This window comes from Agromyces sp. NPDC058064 (genome assembly GCF_042885275.1).
GTDB lineage: Bacteria > Actinomycetota > Actinomycetes > Actinomycetales > Microbacteriaceae > Agromyces.
The window spans coordinates 816,620-830,041 of sequence record NZ_JBHVSE010000001.1; the positions used below are offsets into that span (position 1 = coordinate 816,620).

Annotated in this window: 13 protein-coding genes; 5 read left to right on the forward strand and 8 right to left on the reverse strand. The window is 74.4% G+C overall.

What is annotated here, in order from left to right; translation table 11 throughout:
- Positions 1-7: 7 nt before the first annotated feature.
- Positions 8-1,705, forward strand: coding sequence for a long-chain-fatty-acid--CoA ligase (locus tag ACFVSL_RS03805; RefSeq protein ID WP_386938636.1), 1,698 nt, complete (start codon positions 8-10; stop codon positions 1,703-1,705).
- A 230-nt stretch (positions 1,706-1,935) separates the two neighbouring features.
- On the opposite strand, the gene ACFVSL_RS03810 is transcribed toward ACFVSL_RS03805, so the two are convergent.
- Both ACFVSL_RS03810 and ACFVSL_RS03815 read right to left on the reverse strand, forming a co-directional pair.
- Positions 1,936-2,604, reverse strand: coding sequence for a LuxR C-terminal-related transcriptional regulator (locus ACFVSL_RS03810; RefSeq protein ID WP_386938638.1), 669 nt, complete (start codon positions 2,602-2,604; stop codon positions 1,936-1,938).
- On the reverse strand, positions 2,597-3,826 hold the full coding sequence (locus tag ACFVSL_RS03815) for a PspC domain-containing protein (protein WP_386938640.1): 1,230 nt from the start codon (positions 3,824-3,826) through the stop codon (positions 2,597-2,599). The genes ACFVSL_RS03810 and ACFVSL_RS03815 overlap by 8 nt, the downstream gene beginning before the upstream one ends.
- 115 nt (positions 3,827-3,941) lie before the next feature.
- Between ACFVSL_RS03815 and ACFVSL_RS03820 the strand changes: the two genes are divergently transcribed.
- The gene (locus ACFVSL_RS03820) at positions 3,942-5,606 is read left to right on the forward strand and encodes a PspC domain-containing protein (protein WP_386938641.1); all 1,665 of its coding nucleotides are present in this window, start codon (positions 3,942-3,944) and stop codon (positions 5,604-5,606) included.
- An 11-nt stretch (positions 5,607-5,617) separates the two neighbouring features.
- Entirely contained in the window at positions 5,618-6,082 is a 465-nt protein-coding gene (locus tag ACFVSL_RS03825; protein WP_386938643.1) for a hypothetical protein, read from the forward strand.
- 12 nt (positions 6,083-6,094) lie between these two features.
- On the opposite strand, the gene ACFVSL_RS03830 is transcribed toward ACFVSL_RS03825, so the two are convergent.
- The 6 genes from ACFVSL_RS03830 to ACFVSL_RS03855 form a co-directional block, all read right to left on the reverse strand.
- A complete protein-coding gene (locus tag ACFVSL_RS03830) occupies positions 6,095-6,466 on the reverse strand; it encodes a hypothetical protein (RefSeq protein WP_386938645.1) in 372 nt (123 codons plus the stop codon).
- A 30-nt stretch (positions 6,467-6,496) separates the two neighbouring features.
- Complete coding sequence (locus ACFVSL_RS03835) at positions 6,497-7,693, reverse strand: UDP-N-acetylmuramate dehydrogenase (RefSeq protein ID WP_386938647.1); 1,197 nt, start codon at positions 7,691-7,693, stop codon at positions 6,497-6,499.
- A gap of 1 nt (position 7,694) precedes the next feature.
- The gene (locus ACFVSL_RS03840) at positions 7,695-8,120 is read right to left on the reverse strand and encodes a MaoC family dehydratase (protein ID WP_386938648.1); all 426 of its coding nucleotides are present in this window, start codon (positions 8,118-8,120) and stop codon (positions 7,695-7,697) included.
- Entirely contained in the window at positions 8,120-8,566 is a 447-nt protein-coding gene (locus ACFVSL_RS03845) for a MaoC family dehydratase N-terminal domain-containing protein (RefSeq protein WP_386938649.1), read from the reverse strand. Before ACFVSL_RS03845 ends, ACFVSL_RS03840 begins: the two co-directional genes overlap by 1 nt.
- 75 nt (positions 8,567-8,641) lie before the next feature.
- Positions 8,642-9,289, reverse strand: coding sequence for a DUF937 domain-containing protein (locus ACFVSL_RS03850; protein WP_386938651.1), 648 nt, complete (start codon positions 9,287-9,289; stop codon positions 8,642-8,644).
- Positions 9,290-9,389: 100 nt separating this feature from the next.
- Complete coding sequence (locus tag ACFVSL_RS03855; protein WP_386938653.1) at positions 9,390-10,004, reverse strand: TetR/AcrR family transcriptional regulator; 615 nt, start codon at positions 10,002-10,004, stop codon at positions 9,390-9,392.
- Positions 10,005-10,202: 198 nt separating this feature from the next.
- On the opposite strand from ACFVSL_RS03855, the gene ACFVSL_RS03860 reads away from it, so the two are divergent.
- Both ACFVSL_RS03860 and ACFVSL_RS03865 read left to right on the forward strand, forming a co-directional pair.
- Positions 10,203-11,498, forward strand: coding sequence for an MFS transporter (locus tag ACFVSL_RS03860; RefSeq protein ID WP_386938654.1), 1,296 nt, complete (start codon positions 10,203-10,205; stop codon positions 11,496-11,498).
- Positions 11,495-13,123 carry an amidohydrolase gene (locus ACFVSL_RS03865; protein ID WP_386938656.1) on the forward strand — a complete coding sequence of 543 codons (1,629 nt, stop codon included), beginning with the start codon at positions 11,495-11,497 and terminating at the stop codon, positions 13,121-13,123. The genes ACFVSL_RS03860 and ACFVSL_RS03865 overlap by 4 nt, the downstream gene beginning before the upstream one ends.
- The last annotated feature ends 299 nt before the right edge of the window (positions 13,124-13,422 follow it).

The window sequence follows — 13,422 nt, forward strand, 5'->3', positions numbered from 1 at the left end:
GGCTCGCATGACCCCGTATGAACACCGTCCATGGCTCGCGCACTACGCCGAGGGCGTGGCGCACACCATCGAGGAGCCGAGCCAGACGCTCGTCGACATGATCGACGATGCGGTCGGCCGGTTCCGCCGCCGCACCGCGCTCGAGTTCTTCGGCGCGGAGACGAGCTACGCCGAGCTCGGCGAGCAGATCGCCTCCGCCGCCGAGGGACTGCGCCGGCTCGGCGTCGCGGCGGGCGACCGCGTCGCCATCGTGCTGCCGAACTGCCCGCAGCACGTGGTCGCGTTCTACGCGGTGCTGCGCCTCGGCGCGATCGTCGTCGAGCACAACCCGCTCTACACGCCGCCCGAGCTGCGCCACCAGTTCGAGGACCACGGCGCGAAGGTCGCGATCGTCTGGGACAAGGTCGCCGACACGGTCGCGGAGTTCCCGCCGGACATCCGGCCCGACCACCTCGTGTCGGTCGACCTGACGCGTGCGTTCCCGCTCGGCAAGCGCCTCGCCCTCCGCCTGCCGATCCCGAAGGCGCGCCGATCGCGCGCCGCGCTCACGACGACGCCGACGGCCCGCGGCCTGATCGACTGGGAGCGGCTCACCGCTCGGCGCGCGATCTCGAAGCGGCACCCCCGGCCGAGCCTCGACGACACCGCCGTGCTGCAGTACACGAGCGGCACCACCGGGTCGCCGAAGGGCGCCGTGCTCAGCCACCGCAACCTGCGGGCGAACGCGATGCAGGGCCGCGCCTGGGTGCCGGGCCTCGTCGAGGGCGAGGAGGTCTTCTACGGGGTGCTCCCGCTGTTCCACGCGTACGGCATGACGCTCTGCCTGACCTTCGCGATGAGCATCGGGGCGCGGCTCGTGCTCTTCCCGACGTTCGACTCGAAGCTCGTGCTCGACGCCGCGAAGCACTCGCCGCCGACGTTCCTGCCCGCCGTGCCGCCGATCTACGACCGCCTCGTGCGGGATGCCGCGACGCATCCGCGGGCGCTGCGCCACATCCGGTTCGCCATCTCGGGCGCGATGAGCCTGCCGATCACGACCGTCGACCTGTGGGAGAACGCGACGGGCGGGCTGCTCGTCGAGGGCTACGGCATGACCGAGTCGTCGCCGATCACCCTCGGCAACCCGATGGGGCCGACGCGACGCCCCGGTACCGTCGGCGTGCCGTTCCCGAGCACCGAGATCCGGGTCATCGACCCCGACGACCCCGAGGTCGACCTCCCCGCGGGCGAGGCCGGCGAGCTGCTCGTGCGCGGGCCCCAGGTGTTCCAGGGGTACTGGCGGCGCCCCGCCGAGACCGCCGAGGCGCTGCTGCCCGGCGGCTGGCTGCGCACGGGCGACATCGTGCGCGTCTCCGACGAGGGATTCGTGACGATCGTCGACCGGCGCAAGGAGCTCATCATCACGGGCGGATTCAACGTCTCGCCGTCGGAGGTCGAGGTCGCGCTGCTCGCGCACCCCGACGTGCGCGGCGCGGCCGTCGTGGGCCTCCCCGGCCGCTCGGGCGGCGAGGTCGTCGCGGCGGGCGTCGAGCTCCGCGAGGGCGCGGTGTTCGACGAGACGGCGCTGCGCGACTTCTGCCGCGCGAGCCTCACGCCCTACAAGGTGCCGAAGCGCATCGAGCCGTTCGACGAGCTGCCGCGCTCGCTCATCGGCAAGGTGCTGCGCCGCGAGGTGCGCGACGCCCTGCTCGAGCGCGCGGAGTAGTCGGCCGCTGCCCTTCCTGGTTCAGTAGGTGACGGCGTGGCCGTGCGCCGGCTCCTCCGTGCGCCGGCGCCTCCGCGCGCCGGTTCTCGCTCACGGCGGAGGTGCCGCCCGCGGAATCGGTGGTGAAGCAGAGTTGCAGCGCGATCTCCCAAGGAGATACCCCCGCCATCGGCCGTCGACGCACGTGTCGACCGGACGGAGCGGGTGGGCCGGTGCCCGGACGAGGTGGCTCAGAGCAGGCGCCGCGCGTTCGCCCACGCCGTCAGCTCGTGCCGGCTCGAGAGCTGGAGCTTGCGCAGCACCGCCGAGACGTGCGTCTCGACGGTCTTCGTCGAGATGAAGAGCTCAGAGGCGACCTCCTTGTAGGCGTAACCCCGGGCGATCAGCCGCATGACCTCCTGCTCGCGCGCCGAGAGCCGGTCGAGCTCGTCGCTCGCCTGCGCGGTCTCGCCGACCGCGGCGCCGAAGGCGTCGAGCACGAAGCCCGCGAGCTTCGGCGAGAACACCGCGTCGCCACCCGCGACGGCGTGCACGGCCCGGCTGACGTCGGCGCCGGAGGAGCCCTTGGTGATGTAGCCGCGCGCGCCGGCGCGGATCACGCCGACGACGTCCTCGGCCTTGTCGGAGACCGAGAGCGCGAGGAACTTCGTGGCCGGCACGGAGTTCGCCGCGCGCCGGATCACCTCCGCCCCGCCGCTCGTGCCCGCCGGCACCGCGACCCCGGGCAGGTGCACGTCGAGGAGGACGACGTCGGGCGCGGCCTCCACCACCGTCGCGACGGCGGACTCGACGTCATGCGCCTCGCCGACGACCTCGATCGTGTCGTCGAGGTCGGCCTTCAGGCCCGACCGGAAGATCGAATGGTCGTCGACCACGACGACCCTGACGCGCTCAGCCACGCTGCCCCTCCCCGCTGCCGCGCTCGGCCGGGAAGCGCAGGCGCACCTCGGTGCCGACCCCGCCCGCGCCCGGCGCGACCGATCCCGAGCCGCCGGCCCGGCGCATCCGGCCGATGATCGACTCGCGCACCCCGAGCCGGTCGCCCGGCACCTCGGCGAGGCTGAACCCCGGCCCGCGGTCGCGCACGAACACCTCGACCGCCTCACGGCTCGACTCCACGTACACCGACACCTCTCCCCCGGCGTGGCGCGCCGCGTTCAACATCGCCTCGCGCGCCGCCGCGGCGAGCTCGCCGCTCGCCCGCTCGCGGATCTCGCCCACGACCACGACGTCGACGGTCACCGCGTAGTCGATCTCGAGCGCGGCACCGAAGTCGCGGAGGTCGGTGCCGAGGTCGCTGTCGGCGGGACCGTCGCCCGCGAACAGCCAGTCGCGGAGCTCGCGCTCCTGCGCCCGCGCGATGCGGGCGACCTCGCTCGTGGCCCCGGCCCGGTTCTGGATGAGCGCGAGGGTCTGCAGCACCGAGTCGTGCAGGTGCGCGGCGATCTCGCTGCGCTGCTCCTCGCGGATGCGCTTCGTGCGCTCGTCGCTGAGCTCGCGCCACTGTGCGAGCAGTGTCGGCAGGTAGACGAGCGCGATGCCGATGAGTGCGGCGAACGCCGCGACGAACGTCGGCACCGGGTACCAGGACGCGGTCGGCCCGAGCACGAGGGCCAGCGCCGTCACCGCGAGCAGCACCGTCGCGACGACGCGGATCGCGAGTTCGGCGCGCGGCCCGCGTTCGGGATCGGGGCGGTCGACGAGCGTCGCCCAGGCTCCGGCACCCGCGGCGAGCGCGACGCCCGCGGCGACGAGGCCGAGCCAGCCGACGAGGCCCTGGCCGCCCGATTCGACGACGCGCCCCGGCGTCGCCCAGGCCACCAGGAGGCACACGGTCGCGGCGACGACGAGGATCCAGGCGACCGGCGCGCGCCGGGTCGGCTGCTCCTCGCCCTCCTGCCACGGCGTGAGGGCCCACAGCCAGAGGTAGAGCAGCAGTCCGGCGCCGCTCGCGAGGCACGTCACGACGAACGCCGCGCGCACGAGCGCGACGGGCCACCCGAGGTGCTCGGCGAGCCCGGCCGCGGTGCCCGTCGCGAGGCAGGCGCGCGGACGGGTCATCCTCGGCGACGGCGCCGCGGTCGCCGACGCGATCTCGCCAGGCACCGCGCGTTGCTCCATGCCTGCAATCCAAGCAGACGACGCCGCCCCGACCGCGGGCGGGGCCCCACCCTCAGGGTCGAATCAGGGATCCACCCCATGGCGGGCGACCCGGCGGCGCTGCCAGCATCGAAGCATGGAGACGAACCAGACCGCCCCAGGGGCCGGCCCAGCGCCGGAGGATGTGCAGGGGGACTCCGCGTCCGCCGGCCAGCAGGCCGACGGGGCGGTCGGTTCGCCTTCGAACCAGCCGGATGCCACGGGCCCCGGCTTCTACGCCTGGCTCCGCCGGCTCGGGGTGCCGCGACGGGCCGGCTGGCTCGGCGGCGTCTGCGCGGGCGTCGGCGCCCGGCTCGGCATCGACCCGATCATCGTGCGCGGCATCGTCGTCGTGCTCGCGGTGCTCGGGGCGCCGTTCGTGCTCGTCTACGCGATCGCCTGGCTGCTGCTGCCCGACACCGAGGGCGAGATCCACCTCGACCGCCTCACCCGCGGCATCGTCGACCCCGCGGTCGTCGGCATCGCGGTGATGGGCGTCATCGGGTTCATCCCCCTCGTGCAGGGCGGGTGGCTCGGCTGGCGCTGGTGGCCCGACTGGCAGTTCACGGACCCGGTCTTCGGGTTCGACCTCACCTGGCCGCTGCGCGTCGTCTGGGCGCTCGTCGTCATCGGCGCGATCGTCTGGTTCGTCATCTGGCTCGCCCGTCGAACCTCCGCGAACTCCCCGGCCGGCGGTGCCGCGCGAATGGCTTCCGCGCCGAGCGCCGCCGGCACGGGGCCCGTCGCCGCCGACCCCGGTGGCGCGGGCACCACGGCCGACGCGAGCCGCCCGGCCACCGCGGCATCCGCAACCACGGCCGCCGCGTTCGCCGCCGGAACGGCCGCCGGCACCACCGCCGAAGCGGCATCCGCCGCGCCGCCCGCGGCCGCCGAGCCGCCGGTGCCCGCCGAGGGCGCCGATGCAGCCGCGATCGCCGACTGGCGGGCGCAGCACGAGGCATGGCGCGTCTCGCACGCCGAATGGAAGGCCGGCCAGGCAGAGGCCGACCGGGCCGCTCGGGCGCAGGCCGCCGAGGAGAACCGGGCGCGCGCCCTCGAGTTCCAGGCGCAGGCCGCGGCGGCCCGTGCCGCCCGCAAGGCGAGCCGGCCCCGCGCGAGCGCCGCGTTCGTCTTCACGATGCTCGGCATCGCCGTCGTCGTCGGGGCGATCGCGGCGATCTGGGCGTACGGCTCCCCCGAGGCCGCGGCGTTCAGCAGCGCGATCGCGCTCGCCGCCGCGACCCTCGTGCTCTCGCTCGGCATGGTGATCGCCGCCCTCCGACGCCGCCGCAGCGGCATCCTCGCCGCCGTCACGGCGACGACGCTCGTGGCGATGCTCATCAGCACCGCGGTCTCGGCCTTCGCCCCGTACGGCGCGCTCATCGGCCCCAACCAGGCGATCTCGCTCGGCTACCCGCAGCAGCTCCTGCAGCCCGTCGGCGACGCGTACGTCTCGGTCGGCTCCTACGACGCCTACCCGAACGACACCCAGGTGATCACCCTGACCCAGGGCACCGGCGACACCTACATCGCCGTCGAGCCGCGCACCTCGCTCGTGCTCGACGCGAGCGACGCGGGCGCCATCAGCTACACCGTCTGGGACGCCGACGGCACTCCGTCGCAGCGCCAGTTCGGCGACGTCGACGACCGCATCCTGGTGCTCGGCGACGTGGCGGACGACGATCCCGAGGGCGCGACGGCCGACGCGCGGCTCGTCCTCCGGCAGAACAGCGGATCGGTCTTCATCGAGGTCTTCGAATGAACGGAGCGAACATGCCCGGACCCACGCCCGACGAGCGCCGCGACGACACCGCTCGCCTCGACGACACCGCTCGCCTCGAGGACGGCGTCGAGACGCTCGCCTTCGACCGGGTGCTCGCCGACACCCCGCTGGCGCCTCCGGCCGCGCCCGCAGCGGGCGACCGGTCCACCGCGACCGCGACGCCCTCGACCGGCCACGACACCCCGCAGGCCGCCCCGCTCCCCCGACCGACCATCCGCTGGGGCGCGCTCGTCTGGGCGCTGCTCTTCGGCGCGGTCGCCGCGTTCGCGCTCTGGACGCTGACCGACCTGCAGCACCGCGACGAGGTGCTCTTCTGGATCGCCGCCGTGCCGGTGCAGCTCGTGCCGCTCTACCTGCTCGCCGCGGTCGGCGTCGTCGTCGCGCTCTTCGGCATCGTCGGGCTCATCCGACGGGGCGAGCGCCAGCGCCGCGCGTCGTCGTCATCGTCGAGCTGAGCGGGCCCGCCGTCACCAGACGACGGGCACGTCGCGGTCGCCGAGCGGCGTGAGCTCCGCGGGCATCGGCCAGCCGAGCTCGAACCGCATCAGCGGGACGTCGATCGCGCCGAAGTCGTCCTTCTTCACGACGATGCGGTCGGTGCTCACCTCGGTGATGCGCACCCGCAGCTCGCGGCCGTCGTCGAGCCGGAGCACGTACGGATCGGCGAGATACCGCAGCCCGTGCGCCTCGAGCTGCTGCTCGCCCTCCAGCCAGTCGACCGCGTCGCCGAGCTCGCGCCCGAGCAGGTCGACGGGCACGAAGCCCTCGCCCACGGGGCGCAGCCAGCCGACGAGCTCGCCGTCGGGGCGCCGGTGTTCGATGAAGTCGCTGCGGTCCACCCGCCCGACTCTAGCCCGACGTCGGCCCGGCTAGAGCTCGACGCCCACGAGCACCGGCTCGGGCCGCAGCACGATGCCGAACTCCGCCTGCACGCGCTGCTGGACGAAGCGGGCGAGCTGCGCGAGCTCGTCGGCACTCGCCCCGCCCCGGTTCGTGAGCGCGAGCGTGTGCTTCGACGAGATCGCGGCCCGCGACCCCGGCAGCGCGAAGCCTCGCGAGATGCCCGAGTTCTCGATCAGCCACGCCGCCGAGAGCTTCACGAGCGGCCCGGGGGCGGGGGCATCCGGCGGTGTCTCGATGCCGGATGCCTCGAGCTCGGCCTGCAGTGCGAGGAACGCGTCGAGCGGGGTGCCCGAGGCGATCGTCGAGAGCGGGGTCACCTCGTCGGGCTCGTCGGGCTCGACGTACCAGCGGGGCGCGTCGGCCGGCATCGAGCGGGCCGTGCGCTCGGTCACGATCGGGTTGGTGAAGAACGAGCCCGCGCTCACCGAGTCGGGGTCGGCGTCGTCGAGCACCATGCCCTTCGAGGCGCGCAGCGCGAGCACCGTCTCGCGCACGCGCGCGATCGGCACGCGGTCGCCGAGCTGCACGTTCAGGGCACCCGCGAGCTGCGCGTAGGCGATGGGCTGCCCGGGCGCCTCGCCGAGCACGGCGAGCTCGGAGGCGGTGTCGTGCAGTTCGAGCTCGACCGAGACGACGATGCCGCGGAGCCCCTGCTTGAGCACGGAGGTGCGGTAGCCGAGCTCGAGCTCCTCGGCCGTCATGCGGCGCGGCCGCTCGGCCCCCTCGTCGAGGAACTCGACGGCGACGAGCGTCGAGGCCAGCTCCTGGCCGTAGGCGCCGATGTTCTGCACCGGCGCGGCACCGACCGATCCCGGGATGCCCGAGAGCGCCTCGAGGCCCGAGTAGCCGTGCTCGACCGTCCAGGCGACGAGATCGTCCCACCCCTCGCCGGCCTGCACCCGCAGACGGGCGACGTCGTCGCCCTCGCCCGACCGCGGAAGCACCTCGATGCCCTTGGTCGCGACGCGGATGACGGTGCCGTCGAAGCCCTCGTCGCCGACGAGCAGGTTCGAGCCGCCGCCGAGGGCGAGCCACGGGTCGTCCGTCGACCACGCCTCGGCGGCGAGGTCGACGAGGTCGCGCTGGGTGGTCGCGGTGACGAGCCGGGCGATCGGCCCGCCGACCCGCAGGGTCGTGAGCTCCGAGAACGAGGCGCCGGTCATGTCAGCCGAGCGCGACGCGGACCTGCGCCTTGCCGAGCACGGTGTCGTCGCCGAGCTTGACGGTGAGGTCGATGCGGGCGACGGTCGCGGCCTCGTCGAGCTGGCCGACCTTGGCCGACACGGTGACGAGCGCACCCTGCTCGGGGTCGACGACGACGGGGCGGGTGAAGCGCACCTGGTAGTCGGCGACGCGGCCGGGGTCGCCGGCCCAGTCGACGACCGGCTGCACGGCGAACCCCATCGTGAGCATGCCGTGCGCGAGCACGCCCGGCAGCCCCACCGAGGCGGCGACGTCGTCGCGGTAGTGGATCGGGTTGAAGTCGCCGGAGGCGCCGGCGTAGCGCACGAGCGAGTCGCGGGTGAGCGGGAACTCGCGCTCGGCGATCACGTCGCCGACGGCGAGGGACGCGAAGTCGGGGGCGGCCATCAGTCTTCTCCTCGGATCACGAGCGTCGAGATCGCGGTGACGACGTGCTCGCCCGCGGCGTCGGTGATCGCCGTCTCGGCGGTGACCATCGAGTGGGCGCCGAGGGTCTTCACGCTCGCGACGGTGAGCGTCGCGCTGAGCAGGTCGCCCGCGACGATCGGGCGGGTCGAGGTGAAGCGCTGGTCGCCGTGCACCACCCGCGAGAAGTCGATGCCCGCGTCGGGGTCGGCGAGCAGCTGCGCGAGCGAGCGCTCCTGCACCACGACGGCGAAGGTCGGCGGGGCGACGACGTCGGCGTAGCCGGCGGCCGCGGCGGCCTCGGGGTCGAGGTTGATCGGGTTCGTCGCGAACACGGCGCGGGCGAACTCGCGCACCTTCTCACGACCGACGAGGTACGGCTCGGTGGACGGGTAGACCCGCCCCTGCAGCTCGGGGTTCAGTGACACCCGGACAGTCTATGCGGGCCGCATGCCGCGGGGCCGCGGGAGCGACTCGGCCGCCCCGCGGCCCCGCGGACCAAGTCAGCGCTTGCCGCCGCCCAGCAGGCCGCCGAGCAGGTCGCCGAGGCCGCCGCCCGAGCCCGAGCCCGAGCCGCCGGAGCCTCCCGACCCGCCCGAGCCGCCGCCGAGGAGACCCCCGAGGATGCCGCCGAGGTCGATGCCGCCGGCCGAACCGCCGGGGCCGCCCGAACCGGTACCCCCGCCGAGGAGCCCGCCCAGGCGGTCGCCGATGCCGCCGCCGGAGACCTCGCCCTCGGCCGGCGAGCTCTGCTTCTGCTGGAACTGCTTCGCGAGGAAGCTCATCACGATCGGCGCGAGGATCGGCAGGAGCTTCCCGATGAGGTTGCCGGCGCCGCCCTCCTTCTTGTCGAGCGCCTGCACGACCTGGTCGGTGTTGCCGCCGAAGACGTTCTTCACGATCTTCTCGCCGTCGGCCTCGTCGACGTCGGCGAGGTTCACCCCGCCCTCGACGAGCTTCGGGTCGTGGTTCGCGACGGCCTTCTCGAGCGAGGCCGCGCCCGCGGGGTCGGCGGCGTTGGCGCCCATGCCCGCGAGCAGCGCGGGCAGCGCGTCGCCGACCGCCTGCTTCGCGGTGGCCTCGTCGACCCCGAGCTTGGCGGCGATGTCGCCGATCGGAAGGTCGGCGATGATGTCGTCGAGTGCAGGCATTCGGATTCCCCGTTCCGCGCCCGCCGTCGGGACGCCGCGATCTTCACGGTATCGGGAGCGACGCCGCCTCCGGAAGAGGCGCCGGCGGGTGCGACGGGGCTCAGTCGTCGCGAAGTCGTGCGAGCCGCAGGCGCAGCGCGTCGAGCAGGAGTTCGAGGCCGAGCTCGAAGACCCGCTCCGAACGCGCATCGCCGCGCTCGGCCGAGGCGATGAGCCGGCCGAGGCTCCGCGTGGGCGCGCCGGGCTGCCAGATGTCGTCGGGCGAGGCGACGTCGAGCCCGAAGCCGAGGGCGAACGCATCGAGCACGGCGACCACCGAGAGCACCTCGTCGTCGGGGAACCCGCCGTCGACGAGGGCCGTGGCCAGTGCGTCGTAGCTCGCGATGACCGTGTCGTCGGTGATCGTCTTGCCGACGAGCAGCGGCACGATCGCGGGGTGCTCCGCGTAGAGCCGGCGCAGGCCCTGCAGGGTGGCGACGACCACCTGCTCCCACGTGCCGGTGGGCAGCTCGGGCAGGTAGCGATGGGCGAGCCGCCCCCGCATGAGCTCGATGATGCCGTCGCGCCCGTCGACGTGGTTGTAGAGCGAGGAGGGCGTGACGCCGAGGCTGCGCGCGAGCGCGTTCACCCCGAAGCCGGCGCCGGAGTCGGCGAGCTCGATGGCGGCGTCGGCGATGCGATCGGTCGACAGCAGCGGCACCTTCGGCCTCGCCATGCGCACTCCTCGGGTCGGTGGTCGTCTCGGGCGATCACTCGCGCAATCAGGTCAGCCTACGCGGATGCCGCGGGCCGGGGTTCCGTCATCCGGCCTCGCGATGCATAATAAACGAACACCATTCGTTTAGCGCGGTCCCCCGCCGCGTGTCGACCCCCCAGGCACGCCGATGTGCCCCGACCCCCGACGGAGCCCCCGATGTCGCACTCCGACCTCAGCGCACGCGTCCCGCTGCGCCTGCCCACCGCGACCGCCACCTTCGCGATCGCCATCGCCGGTTACCTCGGCGTGAACCTCTCGCCGTACATGATCACCGCCCTGCAGACGGCGCTCGATACCGACCTGCTCACCGCGAGCTGGATCGTGACCGGCGCCCTCCTGGCCACCGCCGTCGTCGGGCTCGCCCTCGCACCGCTCTGCGCCGGCCCGCGCCGGCTGCTCGTCGCCCGCGCCGGGCTCGCCCTCGGCGTCATCGGCTTCGGTGCGGCGGCCTTCGTGCCGGCGCCCGGCGTCGTGGTCGGCGGCCTCCTCCTCGGCGGGGCCGGCGCCGGCGGCGCGGTCGCCGCCGCGGGCGCCGCGATCGCCGCGTTCCGCAATCCCGACCGGGTCGCGGGCGTCAACGGCCTCGCGAACCGCGGCGTCATCACGATCGTGCTCTTCGTCCTCCCGCTCATCGGGCTCGCCCCGATCGACGTGTTCGGCGCACTCGCGCTCTTCAGCCTGATCGGCATCGCCGTGAGCGGCTGGCTGCCGGCCGCGCCCGTGCACGCACCGCAGACCGGCGCCGCGGTCGCCGAGGCGGTCCCGGTCGAGATCCCGCCGACCGGCGCCGTGCGCGCACTGCCCGAGCGCAGCCCCGCCACGACCCGCCTCGTGACGATCGCCGGCTTCGCCCTGCTCGTCACCTTCGCGCTCTGGGCCGCGAGCGAGGACTCGCTCTGGGCGATGGCCGGCTTCATGGGCGCCGAGCAGGCCGGGCTCACCCCCGAGGGCCTCGGCCTGGCGCTCAGCGGCGCGACCGCCGGCGGGCTCATCGGCTCGGTGCTGCTCATGGTCGTCGGCGACCGGTTCGGACGCGCGCTGCCGCTCGGCATCCTGCTCGCGCTCGGTGGCATCCTGAAGATCGTGGAGGGCTTCACGAGCGACGAGAGCTCGTTCATCGTCGTCTTCATCGCGTGGAACACCGTCTACGCCATCGCCTTCATGTACTTCGTCTCGACCTCCGCCGCGCTCGACGCCGACGGCCGCTGGTCGGGACCGCTGCTCGCCGTCTACCTCGTCGGCTCGAGCCTCACCCCGGTCATCGGGGCGGCGCTGGTCGAGGTGCTCGGCTACCAGGGCTTCGCCGTGGCGCTCGGCATCGCGAGCTTCGTGCTCGCCGTGCCGGCCGTCGCGGTCGCCCGTCTCTCCACCCGCCTGCAGCGCGAGGAGGCCGAGCCGTCGGCCGGCACCCGCGCCGAGGCATCCACCGCAACCCAGGAGGTCACCGCGTGAGTCGCACGCTCATCACCAACGCCCGCATCTTCACCGCGAACCGGCCCGGCGACGGCGCCGAATGGGCGGAGGCGCTCGTCGTCGACGGCGAGGCGCTCGCCTACGTCGGGGATGCCGCGGGCGCCGCTGCGGCCGCCGGCGACGACGCCGAGGTGGTCGACCTCGGCGGGCGGCTCGTGATGCCCGGCTTCCTCGACGTGCACACGCACCTGCACATGCTCGGCGACGCGCTCGGCCGGGTGCAGCTGCGCGACGCCGGCGACCTCGGCGGGATCCAGGCGCGCCTGCGTGCGGGCCGCGCCGCCGACCCCGAGGCGCCGCGGCTCCTCGGCGTCTCGTGGCTGTTCGACGCGGTGCCCGGCGGTGCCCCCACCCGGCAGATGATCGACGAGGCGGTCGCCGACGTGCCCGTCTACCTCGACGCGAACGACCTGCACTCGACCTGGGTCAACACTGCGGCCCTCGCCGAGCTCGGCATCACCCGCGACACTCCCGACCCGATCGGCGGGCGCATCGGGCGCGACGCCGACGGCGAGCCCGACGGCATGCTCTACGAGACGGCGACGCAGTTCTTCGTGTGGCGGTTCCTCGCCGGGCAGGCGACCGACGCCGACCGCGACGCCGCGGTCGAGCGCGCCCTCGACGCCTACGTCGCGGCCGGCGTCACCGGGGCCGCCGACATGGCGTTCGGCGAGCTCGAGCTCGACTCGATCGAACGCGTCGCCGCGCGCCGCGGCGGCGAGCTGCCGTTCCACCTCGTTGCGTACTGGCTCATCGACAACACGGGCGACGACGCGCAGAACCTCGCCCAGGTCGCGCGCGCCGCCGAGCTCGCGCAGCGGCCGGATGCCTCGGGGGTGCAGGTCGTCGGCATCAAGCTCATCACCGACGGGGTCATCGACGCGTGCACCGCCGCGATGAAGGAGCCGTACGCCGACGGCTCGAACGAGGAGCCCATCTGGCCGTACGAGCGGATGGCGCCCGTCGTCGCCGCGGCCGACGCCGCCGGGCTCCAGATCGCCCTGCACGCGATCGGCGACCTCGCGAGCGAGTCGGCGCTCGACGCGCTCGAGCATGCGGCCGGGGTGAACGGCGACCGGCCGCGCCGCCACCGCATCGAGCACCTCGAGTACGCCGCGCCCGGCACCGCCGAGCGCATGGCGCGCCTCGGGGTCACCGCCTCGATGCAGCCCGTGCACTGCGACCCCGCGGTCATGGACAACTGGATCGCGCAGCTCGGCGACGCGCGCGCCGACCGCGGCTTCGCCTGGAGCGAGTACCGCGACGCCGGGGCGCTGCTCGCGTTCTCGACCGACGCGCCGACCGCGCCGCACGAGGCGCTCGCGAACCTCTACATCGCCGCGACCCGCCGCTCGGCGCTCGACCCCTCGCTCGACGCGCTGACGCCGCAGTACGCCCTGCCGCTCGGCGAGGCCGTCGGCCACGCGACCCGCGACGCCGCCGCCTCGATCCGCGAGGAGCACGTGCGCGGGCGCCTCGCCGCGGGGCTCGCGGCCGACTTCGCCGTGCTCGACGCCGACCCGTTCGCAGCGGGCGACGCGGCGCTGCTCGAGGCCCGGGTCATCCGGACCGTCGTCGGCGGACGCACCGCCTACGAGGCGTAGGGGGTCTCGAGGCGCGCCCCTCCTGCGTCGGGCGCTCCTCGACCGCCGGACCACCCCCGGTCGCCGACCGCCGACTGAGCATGCGTCGAGCAGGTCATCCTTCCGGGGCTGTGCCGGTTCCGCCTCATCGATGAGGCGGAACCGGCACAGCTCATCGCGAAGCCCGCGCGCATCGGAGACGCAGGTCGGAGAGCGCCGGGCGGAGAGCGCCGGGCGGAGAGCGCCGGCGGAGAGCGCACACCGAGCCCGGCGGGCACCCGTCGCCGCTCCACCCTTCAGGCCGGTCTTCGGCACCGGAA

Bases quoted from the DNA above. Each gene is read 5' to 3' on its own strand.
- ACFVSL_RS03850 (WP_386938651.1), bottom strand. From the start codon at position 9,289: ATGCCTGCACTCGACGACATCATCGCCGACCTTCCGATCGGCGACATC.
- ACFVSL_RS03840 (WP_386938648.1), bottom strand. From the start codon at position 8,120: ATGGCCGCCCCCGACTTCGCGTCCCTCGCCGTCGGCGACGTGATCGCC.
- ACFVSL_RS03825 (WP_386938643.1), top strand. From the start codon at position 5,618: ATGCCCGGACCCACGCCCGACGAGCGCCGCGACGACACCGCTCGCCTC.
- ACFVSL_RS03835 (WP_386938647.1), bottom strand. From the start codon at position 7,693: ATGACCGGCGCCTCGTTCTCGGAGCTCACGACCCTGCGGGTCGGCGGG.
- ACFVSL_RS03860 (WP_386938654.1), top strand. From the start codon at position 10,203: ATGTCGCACTCCGACCTCAGCGCACGCGTCCCGCTGCGCCTGCCCACC.
- ACFVSL_RS03855 (WP_386938653.1), bottom strand. From the start codon at position 10,004: ATGGCGAGGCCGAAGGTGCCGCTGCTGTCGACCGATCGCATCGCCGAC.
- ACFVSL_RS03805 (WP_386938636.1), top strand. From the start codon at position 8: ATGACCCCGTATGAACACCGTCCATGGCTCGCGCACTACGCCGAGGGC.
- ACFVSL_RS03820 (WP_386938641.1), top strand. From the start codon at position 3,942: ATGGAGACGAACCAGACCGCCCCAGGGGCCGGCCCAGCGCCGGAGGAT.
- ACFVSL_RS03815 (WP_386938640.1), bottom strand. From the start codon at position 3,826: ATGGAGCAACGCGCGGTGCCTGGCGAGATCGCGTCGGCGACCGCGGCG.